A 14,681-nucleotide genomic window follows, 5' to 3' on the forward strand; every position below is an offset into this window, starting at 1 on the left:
CCCCATCGACCGGTGGGGTTACGACGGAATTTAATAGAGGAATCATGACCTCGACACCTGACGACACGACACCGACCAAGGATCCGATCGGTATCGCTCTCGTTGCGATCCTCGGTGCGTTTTTGGCTAATCTCGACGGAACCGCGATGAATGTCGCCTTGCCGGTGCTGCGCACGCATTTTGGCGGTGGCGGATCCGTGGCCTATTCGACGATCGCGTGGATCGTTTTGGGGTACACCCTCGCTCAAGCGGCCATCGTCCCGCTGACTGACTGGATCCGCCGATGGCTTGGGGCGCGGCGCGCCTTCGCGATCCTCACGGCGCTTTTCACCGTGACATCGCTGGCATGCGGTGTGGCTCCCAGCCTAGGAATGCTCATCTTCTTCCGGGTACTTCAGGGACTCGGTGGCGGCTGCCTCATGCCGCTGGGTGTGTCCGTCCTCGCCGCTGCATCCCCGCCCGGACGTCTGGGGCGGATGATGTCGATCATGGGGGTGCCGATGCTGCTGGCGCCCGTCCTAGGGCCGATCATTGGTGGCTGGCTCGTTCAGTACGCGACGTGGCGGTGGATCTTCTTCATCAACATTCCCTTTGGTCTCATCGCCGTCGTCCTCGCGCTGAAGCTGCTGCCCGATAACGGAACGCGGGCCGAAAAGGGCGTGGACTTCCTCGGTGTCGGCCTTATGTCGCCGGGGTTGGCGTTGTTGCTGTGGGCAATCACGGGGATCGGCTCGAATCTGCCTGCGACGCAGATCATCCCCCTATTTATCGTTGGGGCCGCGCTGGTGGTCGCATTTGTGCGTCACGCGCTCAAGGCGGCGAATCCTCTCCTCGATTTGCGCGTCTTCGCCGATAGGTCATTCCTCGGCCCCCTCGTCGTCATGATGACGTTCCAGGTGGGCATCTTTGCCACGCTGTTCCTCGTGCCCGCGCGTATGCAGCAAATCGGCGAGGTCTCGTCGTTCCACATTGGTCTCATCATGGCCCCGTCGAGCCTGGCCTCGATGGTGACAATGCCGATTGCCTCTTCGCGCGTCGACCGGGTTCCCGTCGGGCGGATCGTGCCGTGGGGAATGGCGGGTATCGCCGTGGGCGTCGTGGGAATGGCGCTCATGGGGGATCTTCCCTGGTGGGTGATGTGCTTCCTCCTCATCATCATGGGACTGGGCATGGGCGCGACGATGATGCCGACGTCAACCGCCTCCATCCAGGGGTTGCCGCCTCACGCGATGGGTAACGCGACGACCGTTTACACGATCGTCGGCCAGGTCATGAGCGCCAGTGGCGTGGCGATGACGTCGACCGTTTTGGCCCGTGGACTCGCGAATGCCGGAGGAGACCACGACGGCGTGCTTGCCGCCTACGGGTGGAGTTTTGCGGCTGCTGCCGTCGTCCTCGTCATCGGTTTCGGCTTGAGTTTCCTGCTGCCGAGAGACCGGGTGCCGCGTCCGACAGAACAGGTAGGCCGCTAGCGTCCCGTCATCCGGGCGTTCGCCTGGGCCATCAACACATCCTGAATGTCGTCGAGAGGTTCGCCGCCCTTGGTGGCCTGGTGCCGCTTCCACGTCCCCGAGCGACGCAGGTGCCACGACGGGACCGACGGGGAGGCCTCACGACGAACGAGGTCATAGAGCTCGGCGATCATGGCGGGATCCTTGATGTTGATAAGGGCCTCAACGCGGCGATCGAGATTGCGATGCATGAGATCGGCCGAACCGATCCATACCTCGTGATCGCCGCCGTTGGCGAACGCATAGATGCGCGAGTGTTCGAGGAAGCGGCCGAGGATCGAGCGCACCCGGATGTTCTCGCTTAGCCCCTTGACGCCGGCGCGAATGGTGCAGATTCCGCGGCAGACGATGTCGATGCTCACCCCGGCCTGACTGGCCCGATAGAGGGCGTCCGTGACAGCCTCGTCGACGAGCGAATTGACCTTGATGCCGATGTAGGCCTCTTTCCCGGCCTGTTTGTTGGCGGCCTCGCGCTCAATGCGCTCGATCAAACCGGGGCGAATGGTGCGCGGGGCGACGAGTAGCCGGTGGAACGACGTGCGCGGGGCGTAGCCCGAGAGCTGGTTAAACAGCCGGGTGAGATCCTGGGCGACGTCGGGATCGCATGTGAGGAGACCTAGGTCTTCGTATCCGCGCGCTGTCTTGGGATGGTAATTGCCGGTTCCGACGTGGCAGTAACGGTGCATTCCGTCGGCCTCTTCGCGAACCGCCATCGACAGTTTGCAGTGCGTCTTGAGTCCGACCATTCCGTAGACCACGTGAACGCCCGCGCGCTCGAGTTGTCGCGCCCACTCGATATTGGCGTCCTCGTCAAAACGTGCCTTGATTTCGACGATTGCGAGCACCTGTTTGCCACTTTGCGCGGCTTCGATGAGGGCCGAGACGATGGGGGAATCCGAGGACGTGCGGTACAGCGTCTGTTTGATCGAGCGCACCCGCGGATCCTTCGCCGCCGTGGTGACGAAGTGCTGCACCGACGTCGAAAACGAGTCGTAGGGTGGTGAAGGAGGATGTCCCCGGCCCGGATTGCCGCGAAAATATCGGTCGGCGTGGCCGATTCGACCTCGGCGAGACCGTGGGCAGTCGCCGGAACAAAGCCCGGGTACTTCAGGCGGCGAATGTCGAGATCATGCAATTCGTTGAGGCACGTGAGATCGAGCGGTTCGGGCAGCGTGAACACGTCGTCGGCACCGATTTCCAGCTTCGCCAACAAGAAAGCGCGGACCACGGGGGTGATGCCCTCGGCGACTTCGAGGCGCACCGCCGGACCAAATCGGCGGCGAAGAAGTTCTTTTTCCATCGCCGTCAACAGGTTCTCGGCGTCGTCCTCCTCGACCTCGAGGTCCTCGTTGCGAGTGAGTCGGAACGTGTGGTGCTCGAGGATCTCCATGCCGGGGAACAGGTGATCGAGGTGGGCGCCGATGATGTCTTCGATGGGGACAAAGGACGCACCCTGGCGCGAATCGATCGCGTCTTCGGGGCTGATTGCGCGGGTCACGTGCTCGATGCACACGAGGCGGGGCAGGGACTCGGGAACCTTGACGCGGGCGAAATGCTGCTTCCCCGTCAACGGGTTACGCAAGACGACGGCGAGGTTGAGCGAGAGACCGGAAATGTAGGGGAATGGGTGGGAGGGATCGACGGCGAGGGGAGTGAGAATCGGAAGATCTGTTTGCGGAAGAAGCCGTGGAGTTTGTCGCGCTCGGCGTCGCTGAGGTTGCTCCAGTGCCGTAGCCGCAATCCCTCATCGGCCAACGCCGGCAGCAGCTCGTCCTGGACGAACTGCGCTTGCCGAGCGCACAGGTCTTGGGCGCGCTCGCTAATGCCGTCAAGTACCTGTCGCGGGGTCAGCCCAGAGGCGGATGTGCGCGCAATTCCGGCGGCGATGCGCCGTTTGAGTCCGGCCACGCGAACCATGTAGAACTCGTCAAGGTTCGACGTGAAAATGGTGGTGAACCAGGCGCGTTCCAACAGCGGCAGCTTGGGGTCTTCGGCTTGCTCGAGGACGCGCTCGTTGAACTGCATCCACGACAGTTCTCGGTCGCCGTAGCGCCCCGCGGGCAGGGGGTGGTCGAGGCCGAGTGGCCCGGCCTTGCGTAGGTCGGGCAGGTTCGGGACGGTCTTAAACAGCGGCGCGTCCTCGCCGTCGTCGTCCTCGTAGTCGGCGTCTTCGTACTCCTCTCCGGGGAATTCCTCGGGAGAGATCTTTGAGGTCACGAGTTCTTCCGCGGTGGCGGGCTCGAAATCCGGTCCCGACGCAGACGTGGCATGGGGAGTCGCCACGTCGTGGTGATGGTCGGCGGTGGACTCGGTCGGAGAGGGGGACTCGTTACTCATCACGTCACAGCCTTTGGGTCGGATCGACAGGTCCTCGCTGTCTAATCTAGCCGGCCGGCTCGCGCTCGGCGGGCGGCTTCGTGAAGTTCCTCGGCGGTACGCGTCAGTGCGCGTGCACGGGTCGTCACGTAATCGGCAAGCGCGTCGGTGTCGTCGGTGATCCATGCATCCCCGAATGTGACACCGGCGGCGAGGATGCGCAGCAACACCCCGGAGCGGGCAAGAAGCGACCACAGAGGAGGCGCGTCGGGAGCGGCCCATTCTCCGCGCATGAGGGCACCAATCGCATGTAGCGTCTCGTCAAGGCCGACCTGGACTCCCTCCGCAACGCCTGGAATAACCGGCGCCGCGATGCCCTCGCGGTACCGCTTGGCCAACTGGTCGGGGTCGCGAACCCCCCACTGGTGGATGAGGTAGAGCCGCCACAGGATCCCCGGCAATGTCGTAGCGGGCGACGACGACCACAGTTCGCATACCGTGTCGACGCCACCTGAGCGAATGATGCCGACGAGCGCGTCGAGATCGTGAGAGTCGTCGTGACCGACGAGTAGTCGCGCCGAGGCGTGGGCTACTTCCGAGTCGCCGGGGACGTCGATGCCTGCTTCGATTGCTTCGGCATCGGCCGGGTCGAGTGGGGCAGGACGACGAAATGGCGCACGAGCCATGATGCACACTCCGTGATCGGCAAGATGAATCACCTCCATTGTCTCTCACAGGGCCCAGCCGTGCATGGCGCCATGGCTGTGCCGGTGCGCTACCACGGGGCGTTCGTGCCATTGCGGCCCTGGAGGAGCAGCGATAACGTCGTTATGACGATCTCAACGCAGAGCTGGTCGGGAGGTGCCGGATATGAACAGGCGCATTGCGGATGTAGCAAGGGAGCGCTCTCGATTGACGCGGCAAGACCTTATTCTGCGCGGTGTCGCCGTCGGGGGCGCCGGCCTCATGATGATCTCGCGCGGGGCGTGGGTTTTTGGATGGTCGCGCATAAGCGTGGCGCAAATCGTTGGTGTCTGTGCGGTGGTGTTGCTTTTCGTAGGCGCTCCCTATCTGGGGTGGATGTGGGGCTGGTTGGGGCCGCGAGCACTCCGGTCACGGAGCATTGTTGTCGGCTTTGCCGCCACGATCGCCATGGCTGCCTTTGGGATAATCGGTAAGGGCGTCGCCGGTTTGGCTCGGCCTCTGCCGTTGCCGTGGGGCCGATTGTGGTGGTTGGTCGTCGCGGCGCTCGTCATGGTCGTGATTGTCAAGAAGATTCCCGACCGTACGCTTACCCCGCCTGCCACACACTCCGAGGCAGGGGATTGGTATCACCAGGTATACGTGCTCTTACGTCATCGCATGTGGTGGCCGCGCGTCGAGGCGCATGCCGCGGTCCAACGTGCGCGCGACGCGGCTACGGCGGATGGCGTGGATCCGGAGGACATGTTTGGAGCGCCGCAGGACTATGCGCGTGTCCTGACTGAAACCGATGGTGGAGCTGCGGTGCAGCGCGAGGCGCGCTTCCGTGTCGGGATCACGACGTTCTTGGCCGCAGCTATGGTTGTTACCGTCGTCATCAGCGTGCGTGATGGATCGTGGTTCACCGCGGTGTGCGCGGCCGGGCTGGGTCTCCTCATGGCAGGTGCCGCGTGGAAGGCCTTCGGTAACGTGCGGTAACGTGCGTGGCGAAGGTGGTCGTTAGTGAGGCGGCCGCCACTTCGGCGGAGTCAAAAATGTCCGCTACACTGGCGATAATGCGCCTATAGCTCAGTTGGTAGAGCAGCGGACTTTTAATCCGTGGGTCCAGGGTTCGAGCCCCTGTGGGCGCACCGACAACTCTTCAAAATCAAGCGCCTTCGCAGGCTTAAACGGGGCAGGAATCCAGCTAGGAACATCCGACGCCCCATCCCAAGTAGGCATCAAGTCCTCAAGGCTAAGACCAAGCGCGGCCGACGCCATCAACACTTCTTGGGCGGTCCATGCAACCTTGCCGCCAAGCTTGCGGCTAGCCGTCCCCTGGGTAATACCAATCATGTCACCGAAGGTGCCGACCGAGATACCGCCATAATTGAGGTATTGACGCACAGTCATGCCGATAGCACTATCGGCGGTAACCTTGCCGACGTCGCGCACGCGCTGTGATCTCCTCATGCCTCAAATGTATCACCTGCTCGCTGTGCGCGCAATGCGCCACCTTGAGCGAGTCTGACCAATCGAGCGCTTGCTATGCATGATGTGCATTATGTATGTTACGAACATGCGAGGCGAAGATAGCGGATCGTTGCAGCTATGTACGGCGAGTGAAGTAGCTCAGCGCCTAGGACAATCACCCGCCACCGTTCGACGATGGGCACGCAAGGGCTACGTGCCGAGTATGCGCACCCCCACCGGGCGACTGTTCTTCCGCGCCTCAGACATCGACGACATGTTGACTAGCGCCGGCGCGGGGTATGGCAAGGACTGCCACCATGACCTCGACTAGGCGCGGCCACAATCCCGTCGCCATCACCGTCCTACGTGCCTACTACGCCTGGCGTGTAGCTAAACGCGTTCCCGGGCTACGGGCCACCCTCGCCTTCATCCCCGCCATCACGCTTGCGGCGCTAGCGGCGTGGGCCGCGTTCGCCGGTAGTGATTCGTTAACACTCCAAACGCTAACCACTGTCCTAGCCGGCCTGGGGAGTGTGGCCGCCCAGGCGTGTGTGGTGTGGGCAGGAATCGACGTCGCCGCCTACATCTGCCACACGCCCCGTGCGCACACCCCCACTCAATCATGACGACACCAACCAAGGGAGACGCCATGAACACACCAACCCACATGTGCCCCGTAAGGCCGGCGATGACGGCGGCCCCACGTGTTACTCTGGCCCCGGGTGCTAACCACACCTTCTACACCGGGCCTTCCCTCCGTGATGGGGCTTATTTGTATCGGCTACCGCTGGCCTCACAGCTTGGCGGCAGTCGGGCGGCGCGTAGCCATACAAGACCCCTACGGGGGGAAAGCTGCGGGCCCGAGTGTAGACGGGTGGTTAAGCGCCCGACGCTAGCCGCTGCTAACCACAGCGGTCAGCGTCGATCGACCGATTTTCTACACGACCCAAGGACTGCCGCCATGACACAGGCGAGGCATACCCGCACACCCAACATGGGGAGTGCGCGATGATCGACAGTACTTTCACTATCACCCCGCACCCTGAATGGGTTAGCGGGAAACTCCCCGACCTACCCGGAGGCGACGCCCTCCTCACCGTCCCATTCGCCGGGATCGGGAACCTCCATGTGTTCCCCGGTTATGTCCTACCCGACGGGGACCACATCAGTGTCCCCGTCATCTGTGGAGTCAACACACCAGACTTCATGATCTTTCCCGCCGATGTTAGGCGCCCCACCGTCGCGCACACAGTGTGGGACTCCCGGACATGGTGTGGCCCTATAAGGGACACCATCCCCACACCACGCCGCCTCGCCACCCGCGAACAGCTAGACACCTGGCCACTGTTGGATATGCCCTTCGCACCCGCATGGGTCGCCACATGGGACCATTACACGTTCGACATTTACGACCTCGGCACCGCCGACTTTGACCGCCACCTCGTATGGATCGACATCCCCAACTGGGATAAAGACACACCCCGCTCCACCAGCGGCCGCGTCCACCAATACGCACACCTCACCCTCACCAAGAACGCCCACAGCGTGATCGACAAGAGCTTGGCCGAATGGCTCCCCGTCGCTGTCGGGGCGTGTTGGCGCGAAGACACCAAAGCCTCTCTAGGAAACAAGTACAAGGGGCAGACCGCATGAACACCCCACACACGCCCCCAGTAAGGCCGCTAGGTTCGACCGCCCCACGTGTTACTCTCAGTGTGGGTGCTGAACACACCTGCTACACCGGGCCTTCCCTCCGTGATGGGGCTTATTTGTATCGGCTATCGCCGGCCTTACAGCTTGGCGGCAGTCGGGCGGCGCGTAGCCATACAAGACCCCTCCGGGGGGAAAGCTACGGGCCCGTGTGTAGCCGGGTGTTCAAGCGCCCGACGCTAGCCGTCCTTGAACAAGACAGCCAGCGTCGCTCGAACGATTTGCTACACAACTCAAGGACTGCCGCCATGACACAGGCTAGGCATACCCGCACACCCCAACGCCGGGACACACGCGGACACGCCCACACCCCACACACCCCTGTCTCTACCTGTCGACCCTTCACGCGTGCTAGCCTGATGGCGGGTGCTAACCACACCTCTCACATCGGGCCTTCCCTCCGTGATGGGGACTATTTGTATCGGCTATCGCCGGCCTTACAGCTTGGCGGCAGTCGGGCGGCGCGTAGCCATACAAGACCCTCGGGGGGAAAGCTACGGGCCCGAATGTGAGCGGGTGGTTAAGCGCCCGACGCTAGCCGCTGCTAACCACAGCGGTCAGCGTCGCTCGACCGATTACTCACATAACTTCAAGGACTGCCGCCATGAACACGGGCAACCGTTGTGGCATACCCCCACACCCCAACGCCGGGGCCTGTATGGGTATAGCGACACCGCACTCACCCGCGCGCACACCCGCACTGAGCGTGGGGGAGGTGAGTCGCTGTGAGTGTTGAAGCAATGGCCTGGGCGCTGAACTGCACCGGGTTGAAACCCACCACCAAGCTGATCTTGCTCGCCCTGGCGAACTATGCGAATGACGATGGGGAGGCCTGGCCCTCGCGTAAGACCCTGGCCTTTCACGGCATGTGTAGTCCCTACACGGTGTCGCGTTCGGTAGCGGAACTACGTGAAGCCAAGCTCGTTCAGGTTGAAGAACGCTGGGTAGTCGCGACGAACACGGCCTCACACGGACACATCAGACGCGCCAGCAACATCTACGTACTCGCCCTGCCTGACGCGATTGAGCGCACCCGTAACCAGGTCAACGCCCACGCCTATGAAGTCCACCGCCGCAACCAGAACAACGCCCCCAAGAACACCACGCCCAACGACGCCCCGCCTAGCCTCGAGACGGTTACGCCCGAGGAGGCCGGCGAGGCCGGGGCGGGCTTTGACCAGTGGCAGCCGTGGGAAGGCGATAACGGCAACTGGGACATGCCACCCGACCCCTGGGGCTATGACGCCCCCGAGGACCCCTGGAGCGACTACCCCGCACCCGAGTACGACGACACCTGGACGGGCTGGACGGGGGAGGAATACCCCCACTCTGAGGCCCCCGTCGACGACTACGCACCCGACCAGACCGCGGGTAATACGCCTAACCCGAGCGAGGCCGACCTTACTAAGGGCAGCCTTGCCGAGCCGGGTAAAACCGCAGGTCGCAACGATGGTGCTCATTTGTCACCATCGTTAACGAAGGTGACAAATCAGCAAAACGAAGGTGACCCAGCGCGCACCTTCCATATAAGGAAGGAACCCACACCAGAAGAACCCAAACCAAACCAAACCGTTATAGAACCTTCTCACCAAACGCGCGAGAACGATTCTCGGGAACGGTATGGTGCGGATGCTCCGCAACGACCAGACACGACCACGCCACCGCGGCAGGACTCGGCGGGTTCGCCGCCTGCCCGACGCACCCCAGCCTCGACGCCACGCACCAACGCCAGCGCCAGGCCCGAGGCCAGCGCTAGGCCCGAGGCTGGCGCGAGGCTTGGCGAGAAGTCCGGGCCGGCTAGGGCCTTTGCACGCCACCGCGCCGAGGCAGCACCGGGGAAAACACTCGCAGGCCGGCCCCAAGCCGGGACCTCGACCAGGTCCAGGCCGGGCGGGGTTAGCGCCAGCCAGCCCCAGCCAGGCACCCCGCAGGGCGCCCCACAGGCCGGCCCGTCGAGGGCGGCTGCATCTCGCCCCTCGAGGGCCGGGAATACCCGGGTGGATCCGGACGCGTTTGCCCTGGCTAGCGCGTGTTTGCCAACCGGCTGGATCGGGTTGCTGGGAGCGTCGCAGATCGAAGAGATCGCCCGGCACTTGCAGGCCTTGACGGGGCCGGGGGAGTGGACGCCCTCGCAGATCCAGGCACGCTTGGGCTCAAACCCGCTCCCGCCGGCGTTGCGCAACGCGTGTGGCCTGATCCTCCACCGGCTCTCGAGCGAGATCGCGAGGCTGGATTCGCCGGCAATCACAGCGAAAAAGACCAAGAACGCCCAGGCCGGGAAAGAGCGCGAGGCCTTGGCGGCGCGTGAGGCCGCCGACGCGAAAGCCGCCGCCGAGGCCGACGCTAGACGTTTGGCCGCGATGAGTCCGCTGGAGCGGGCGTGTGAGGAAGCCCGAGACGCCTACGTGAGCCACCAACACGCCACCGGCGCCTCGATCGCCGCCGCGTGGCGCACGATGCGCAAACTCACCGAACGCCACGGCACCCCTACCGGTCTGGCTAAAGCGCTTACCGCCACTGGCGATGCCCGCCTCGCAGGGCTCGCGGAGCGCTTGGCCTCGTTGAGTGAGGGGGCCGCGAAATGAGCAACCTCCACGACCAACCGCACACGCTGTCCCAACCGGTTGAGAACACCCCGGAAGACACCACCTGGACCCGCATAGGCCTAGCCGGCCTGCTTGGTTGGGGTCTCGACGTGATCGCACCAGCCGGGTTGGGCTTGTTGCACATGTGGCTCGCGTGGGGCCTGGCCTCGAATATTGCCACATTCCTCACCGGCCTCTTCACCGGCACCGGTTTGGCCGGCCTCGATGTGGCAAAAGTGATGGCTCTGGCGTGTGGGTGGATCTTTGGTTGGGTTAGCTTCGGCCTGATCGCCTATGCGAACCGGGGCAGTGTGTGGGGCGGCCTGATGATGCGTCTGTGGCTTGTCACTAACGCCACCGCCCTTGCCCTGGGCTCGACCCTCACCATGCTTGTGAACGCCTCGTAGGGGTTGTGGTGAGTGTGATCGAGAAAAACATGGTGATCTGCCAATCCGGGTTCCTCGCCTTGAAACCACCCGCACCCGGCCCCGACGCGGCCACACGCGGCCTGCTATCGATCTTGTGGGACCACTGTGATGCTGAGGGACGTCTTTCTGGCTACCGCGACACCCTCGCTCCACTGTTCGGGGCAACGAAGGCCGGGCGGGCGAACTACCGGGCCGCGATGCGCAGCCTTATGGAATATCGCTTAATCAACCGCTCGAGCGGGGGCAGGCTCTACCTCGTGGCAGCCGCAGCCGATCTCGAGACCGGCACCACCCACCCCGCACCCCTCACCGACCAAGACGACAACAACGACACCACCAACACCAGCGACACCGCTAGCGACGCCGACGGCACCACCAACGACACCGACACCGCCGCCGACGGCATTAACGGCGCTAGTGAGGCCGTGAGTGGGGGAGTGGGTGATGTCTCGTGTTGACCCCGAATGCTCACCTATGGGTGGAGTCCCACCAGCTCTCGCGTGCCCAAAAACCGATCCTCACCGAGGTTGCCCGCTGGGTTGACCCCGAAGGCGTCGCACTGGGGTTGACCCGTAGAGACATTCAAGACGCCACCGGCTACTCGCGTACCCACGTCGCGAAGATCCTCACCCACCTATCCGACCTGGGCCTCATCCGTATCCGTCAACGCCATTTCGCGACCTATCGCGGCGCGGTCACTGAGATGTGTTTGCCCATCGATATGGAGGCCACGGATGCGCGGCTTAACGCCGCGAACACCGTCACCCCCACCACCACAACCAGCCCGGCCCGTACCGGCCTAGAGCGGCTCAACCTCGCTACTGATACCGGGATCCGTGAACTCGTGATCTCGGCTAAGAACACCGGTTGGGACGCTATCGAGACCCGTGTGGTGAGCATGTTCATGGAAGTGGCCGCAGATAAAATGATGCTCTACAACAAGCGGGCAGGACACACCACGATGACCGCAGCCGGCATCGACCCCACCACACCTAGCGGGCGCAATCCTTGGCCGCGGATGTGTGGATCGCGCTACAAGAACACGCCGAAGAAATCGCCCACCCGCCGCCACATGGTCCGTCCTGCTGCGCTACGCCTCCCGCCGGTTCCGGGACCAATGCAAGGGCACCGCTACTAGCCTCGACCCAACCGATATGGCCCGCACACTCACCACACACGTAGACGGCAAGGCTTCGGTGAGTGGGCCTACCACTGACGCCATCACCTATGCCGCTCTGCTCGATCACCCAGCTTTTACCGGGTTCGCCTTCGCTTTGATCTCTCACCAGGTCCACCCGCGCCTGGCCTGGGCTGCTACGTTGCGTGTTTTCCAAATCGCGATGACCACTCGCGCCTCGTATGAGCACACCGTGGCCGGGAAAGACCCCGCCTTGCGCATCATGGGATTCTCCCGGCCTGCCGCGATGGCCCTCATGACCGCCCTCACCGGGTCACGCCGTGGCGCCACTAGGGGCTTTTTGAGTATGGGTAATACCCCTAACGAAGACGAACTCGACCACGTGATCGCCACCGTCGTGCTCCCCCACCTCCACCCACAACTCAAAGCCACCGCCTAACCACCACACACATCGTGCCCGCCCTGTGGTTACTCCCTCGGGGCGGGCACACCCCTACCCAAGCCCCGCGCGTGTGTGCGTGTGCGCGGGGTGTGTGTGCGTGTGTGGGGGCGTGTTGTGTGCGCACGGGTGCATGTCATAGCGGGGTCTCTCCCACGCGCCACGTGGGCGATACCCCACCTGTCAATCTTGTCCATCTCTTCGAGGAGACAAAACATGTCCGACTCGCTAAGGAAACAGTGGGCACGCACCGCCTCCACATTGGCGCTGCTGCTGGCTGGCTGCCTCTCGATCGCGGGTATGGGGCTTGCCGCTCCCCAAGCCGCTCACGCGGTCACGATCGCCAACACTTCGGGTGCTGGCTACGCCATGTACATTCCCCAAGCCGGCCACTACACGTGGCTAGGCGCGTTCAAAGACCCCTCCGGTAAGGCAGACGCGGGGATCTCGTGGTGTACCGAGATCGACGCCGTCGCGCCTGGCCCGCACGAATACCTCCACGACTACGAACTCGTATCAAACCAGCAAATCATGCCGCTGGGTGGAGAAGACATCACCATCGGGTCTGCCGCGCAGATGGCGTGGATTTTGAAGAAGTATGAGGCCGTGAACACCGCGGACTCGCGGGCCGCGATTGCCGCTATCGTGCACCTGAACTACGACGCCACGAACAAGGATTCCTGGGTCACCTACTGGGGCGAGATCCAGAAGCAATACCCCAATGTTGCCAAGCTGACGCGTCAATATATCGCCGAGGCCAAGGCCGCCTCCCCCCACTCCTACACGTCCTCGACCGTGGACGGGGCCAAGGACAAGGAAGGCAAGATCTACAACATCGGCGTGTACTCCCAAGCCAACCAGTGGGTAGCCGGTATCCCGGTCACCGTCATCTTGAAGGGCCCTGCCGTGTTCAAGGCCAACGGTAAGGACACGTGGACGGGCACCAGCCAGGCTGGCCCGATCGAGCTGGAATGGGTTGCCACCGGTAACGGCACGGTTACCTATGCCACCAAGTTCAACTTTGACGGCACGGTCAACCACCTCCAGTCCAAGCCCGGTTTCCAAAACATGCTGTTTAACCGCAACGACCCCACCGACCACTACGGCCCCACGGGCGAGTTCGATGTGGAAAACATCAAGTTGAAGACCACCGCGATGGGCGCCCAAGACAAGGTTGTGCCCTCCCTGCCTAACCAGAAGATCACCGACACGGTGTGCTACACCAACCTCATTGCCGGTAAGGAATACACGCTAAACGGCGAGTTGACCGACAAGGCGACGGGTAAGGCGTTGATGGCGCAGGCTACGGGTAAACCCTATGAGGCCACCAAGACCTTTAAGCCTGAGAAGGCTGAGGGGTGTGTCGATATGGTGTTCGACGTTGACGGGCGTGACCTCATCGGTAAAACCACCGTCGTCTTTGAAGACCTCATCCATGAAGGCAAGTCGGTTGCCACCCACGCCGACATCGAGGACCACGACCAGACCATCCCGCCCCCGCCCACCGTCAAGACCACCGCAATGGGCTCAACTGACGGGGATAAATTCGTGGCCGGGCTGGCTAACCAAAAGGTGTTCGACAAGGTCTGCTACGACTCGCTCATCCCGGGTAAGGAATACACCCTCGCCGGTACCCTCATGAACCAGTCCACCGGTAAGCCCCTTACCGCTAAGGCGACGGGTAAGTCTTACACGGCCACCAAAACCTTCACACCTGAAGCGGCTAAGGGCTGTGAAATGATCGAGTTTACCGTCGACGGGCGCGACCTCACCTCGGCTCCCACCGTGGTGTTTGAAGACCTGCACATGGGCAAGCTCAAGGTAGCTACCCACGCCGATATCAAGGACAAGGACCAGACCATCCCGCCCGCACCTGGGGTGAAGACCACCGCCAAGGACGGCAAGGACGGGGACAAGGAAATCGCGCCCAAGGGCAACCAGACGATTACCGATAAGGTCTGCTACACCAACCTTGACCCGGCAAAGGAATACACCCTCACCGGCACCCTCATGGACAAGGCCACCGGTAAGCCCCTTACTGCCAACGGCAAGCCTGTGAGCGAGACGATCACGCATAAGCCGACCAAGGCCAATGACTGTGTAGACGTCACCTTCACCGTTGACGCCACACACCTTGCCGGCCACGACATCGTCGTGTTCGAGTCCCTGGCACACAACGATCGCGAGATCGCCGTGCACGCCGATATTGAGGACAAGGGTCAGACGGTCCACGTCAACAACCCGCCGCAGGAACTGGCGAAGACCGGGGCTAGCGCAGCTGCCGTCGGCCTGTTCGCCCTCTTCCTCATCGGCTCGGGTATCTCGATGAGCGCCCACCGCCGCAAGGCCACCACCAAGGCCTAAAACGGCCCCCCTCTAGTTGTGCCCGGCAAACCCCAC

At 63.0% G+C, this 14,681-nt stretch carries 12 protein-coding genes, 1 tRNA gene and 1 pseudogene; 12 read left to right on the top strand and 2 right to left on the bottom strand.

Annotated features, from left to right (window positions below; translation table 11 throughout):
* The first annotated feature begins 44 nt into the window (after nucleotides 1-44).
* Entirely contained in the window at nucleotides 45-1,472 is a 1,428-nt protein-coding gene (locus tag H8R18_RS00590) for a DHA2 family efflux MFS transporter permease subunit (protein ID WP_191071767.1), read from the top strand.
* Here H8R18_RS00590 and H8R18_RS00595 read toward each other — a convergent pair.
* Nucleotides 1,469-3,851 (bottom strand): annotated as a pseudogene (locus H8R18_RS00595) (RNA degradosome polyphosphate kinase). The gene H8R18_RS00590 and the pseudogene H8R18_RS00595 overlap by 4 nt on opposite strands.
* A gap of 38 nt (nucleotides 3,852-3,889) precedes the next feature.
* Entirely contained in the window at nucleotides 3,890-4,513 is a 624-nt protein-coding gene (locus tag H8R18_RS08980) for a hypothetical protein (protein WP_191071769.1), read from the bottom strand.
* 466 nt (nucleotides 4,514-4,979) lie between these two features.
* On the opposite strand from H8R18_RS08980, the gene H8R18_RS00600 reads away from it, so the two are divergent.
* The 11 genes from H8R18_RS00600 (at nucleotide 4,980) to H8R18_RS00650 (ending at nucleotide 14,645) form a co-directional block, all read left to right on the top strand.
* The gene (locus tag H8R18_RS00600; RefSeq protein ID WP_191071770.1) at nucleotides 4,980-5,507 is read left to right on the top strand and encodes a hypothetical protein; all 528 of its coding nucleotides are present in this window, start codon (nucleotides 4,980-4,982) and stop codon (nucleotides 5,505-5,507) included.
* Between the two features lie 79 nt (nucleotides 5,508-5,586).
* Nucleotides 5,587-5,659 (top strand) — tRNA-Lys (locus H8R18_RS00605).
* 428 nt (nucleotides 5,660-6,087) lie between these two features.
* The gene (locus H8R18_RS00610; protein ID WP_191071771.1) at nucleotides 6,088-6,312 is read left to right on the top strand and encodes a MerR family transcriptional regulator; all 225 of its coding nucleotides are present in this window, start codon (nucleotides 6,088-6,090) and stop codon (nucleotides 6,310-6,312) included.
* Nucleotides 6,299-6,607, top strand: a complete 309-nt coding sequence (locus H8R18_RS00615) for a hypothetical protein (protein WP_191071772.1) — start codon at nucleotides 6,299-6,301, stop codon at nucleotides 6,605-6,607. Before H8R18_RS00610 ends, H8R18_RS00615 begins: the two co-directional genes overlap by 14 nt.
* 727 nt (nucleotides 6,608-7,334) lie before the next feature.
* Nucleotides 7,335-7,634, top strand: coding sequence for a hypothetical protein (locus H8R18_RS00620; RefSeq protein WP_191071773.1), 300 nt, complete (start codon nucleotides 7,335-7,337; stop codon nucleotides 7,632-7,634).
* A gap of 782 nt (nucleotides 7,635-8,416) precedes the next feature.
* A complete protein-coding gene (locus tag H8R18_RS00625) occupies nucleotides 8,417-10,276 on the top strand; it encodes a helix-turn-helix domain-containing protein (protein ID WP_191071774.1) in 1,860 nt (619 codons plus the stop codon).
* Entirely contained in the window at nucleotides 10,273-10,683 is a 411-nt protein-coding gene (locus H8R18_RS00630; RefSeq protein ID WP_191071775.1) for a hypothetical protein, read from the top strand. The genes H8R18_RS00625 and H8R18_RS00630 overlap by 4 nt, the downstream gene beginning before the upstream one ends.
* An 8-nt stretch (nucleotides 10,684-10,691) precedes the next feature.
* Complete coding sequence (locus H8R18_RS00635; RefSeq protein WP_191071776.1) at nucleotides 10,692-11,162, top strand: hypothetical protein; 471 nt, start codon at nucleotides 10,692-10,694, stop codon at nucleotides 11,160-11,162.
* A 20-nt stretch (nucleotides 11,163-11,182) separates the two neighbouring features.
* On the top strand, nucleotides 11,183-11,842 hold the full coding sequence (locus H8R18_RS00640; protein WP_194189295.1) for a helix-turn-helix domain-containing protein: 660 nt from the start codon (nucleotides 11,183-11,185) through the stop codon (nucleotides 11,840-11,842).
* Between the two features lie 58 nt (nucleotides 11,843-11,900).
* Entirely contained in the window at nucleotides 11,901-12,281 is a 381-nt protein-coding gene (locus tag H8R18_RS00645; protein ID WP_194189296.1) for a hypothetical protein, read from the top strand.
* Between the two features lie 216 nt (nucleotides 12,282-12,497).
* Entirely contained in the window at nucleotides 12,498-14,645 is a 2,148-nt protein-coding gene (locus tag H8R18_RS00650; protein WP_191071778.1) for a VaFE repeat-containing surface-anchored protein, read from the top strand.
* Nucleotides 14,646-14,681: the final 36 nt, after the last annotated feature.

The sequence above is a fragment of the Nanchangia anserum genome (genome assembly GCF_015240065.1).
Taxonomy (GTDB): Bacteria; Actinomycetota; Actinomycetes; order Actinomycetales; family Actinomycetaceae; genus Nanchangia; species Nanchangia anserum.

Excerpts from the sequence above, each read along its gene's own strand:
- H8R18_RS00590 (WP_191071767.1), top strand. The coding sequence starts at position 45 with ATGACCTCGACACCTGACGACACGACACCGACCAAGGATCCGATCGGT.
- H8R18_RS08980 (WP_191071769.1), bottom strand. The coding sequence starts at position 4,513 with ATGGCTCGTGCGCCATTTCGTCGTCCTGCCCCACTCGACCCGGCCGAT.
- H8R18_RS00600 (WP_191071770.1), top strand. The coding sequence starts at position 4,980 with ATGGCTGCCTTTGGGATAATCGGTAAGGGCGTCGCCGGTTTGGCTCGG.
- H8R18_RS00610 (WP_191071771.1), top strand. The coding sequence starts at position 6,088 with ATGCGAGGCGAAGATAGCGGATCGTTGCAGCTATGTACGGCGAGTGAA.
- H8R18_RS00615 (WP_191071772.1), top strand. The coding sequence starts at position 6,299 with ATGACCTCGACTAGGCGCGGCCACAATCCCGTCGCCATCACCGTCCTA.
- H8R18_RS00620 (WP_191071773.1), top strand. The coding sequence starts at position 7,335 with ATGCCCTTCGCACCCGCATGGGTCGCCACATGGGACCATTACACGTTC.
- H8R18_RS00630 (WP_191071775.1), top strand. The coding sequence starts at position 10,273 with ATGAGCAACCTCCACGACCAACCGCACACGCTGTCCCAACCGGTTGAG.
- H8R18_RS00650 (WP_191071778.1), top strand. The coding sequence starts at position 12,498 with ATGTCCGACTCGCTAAGGAAACAGTGGGCACGCACCGCCTCCACATTG.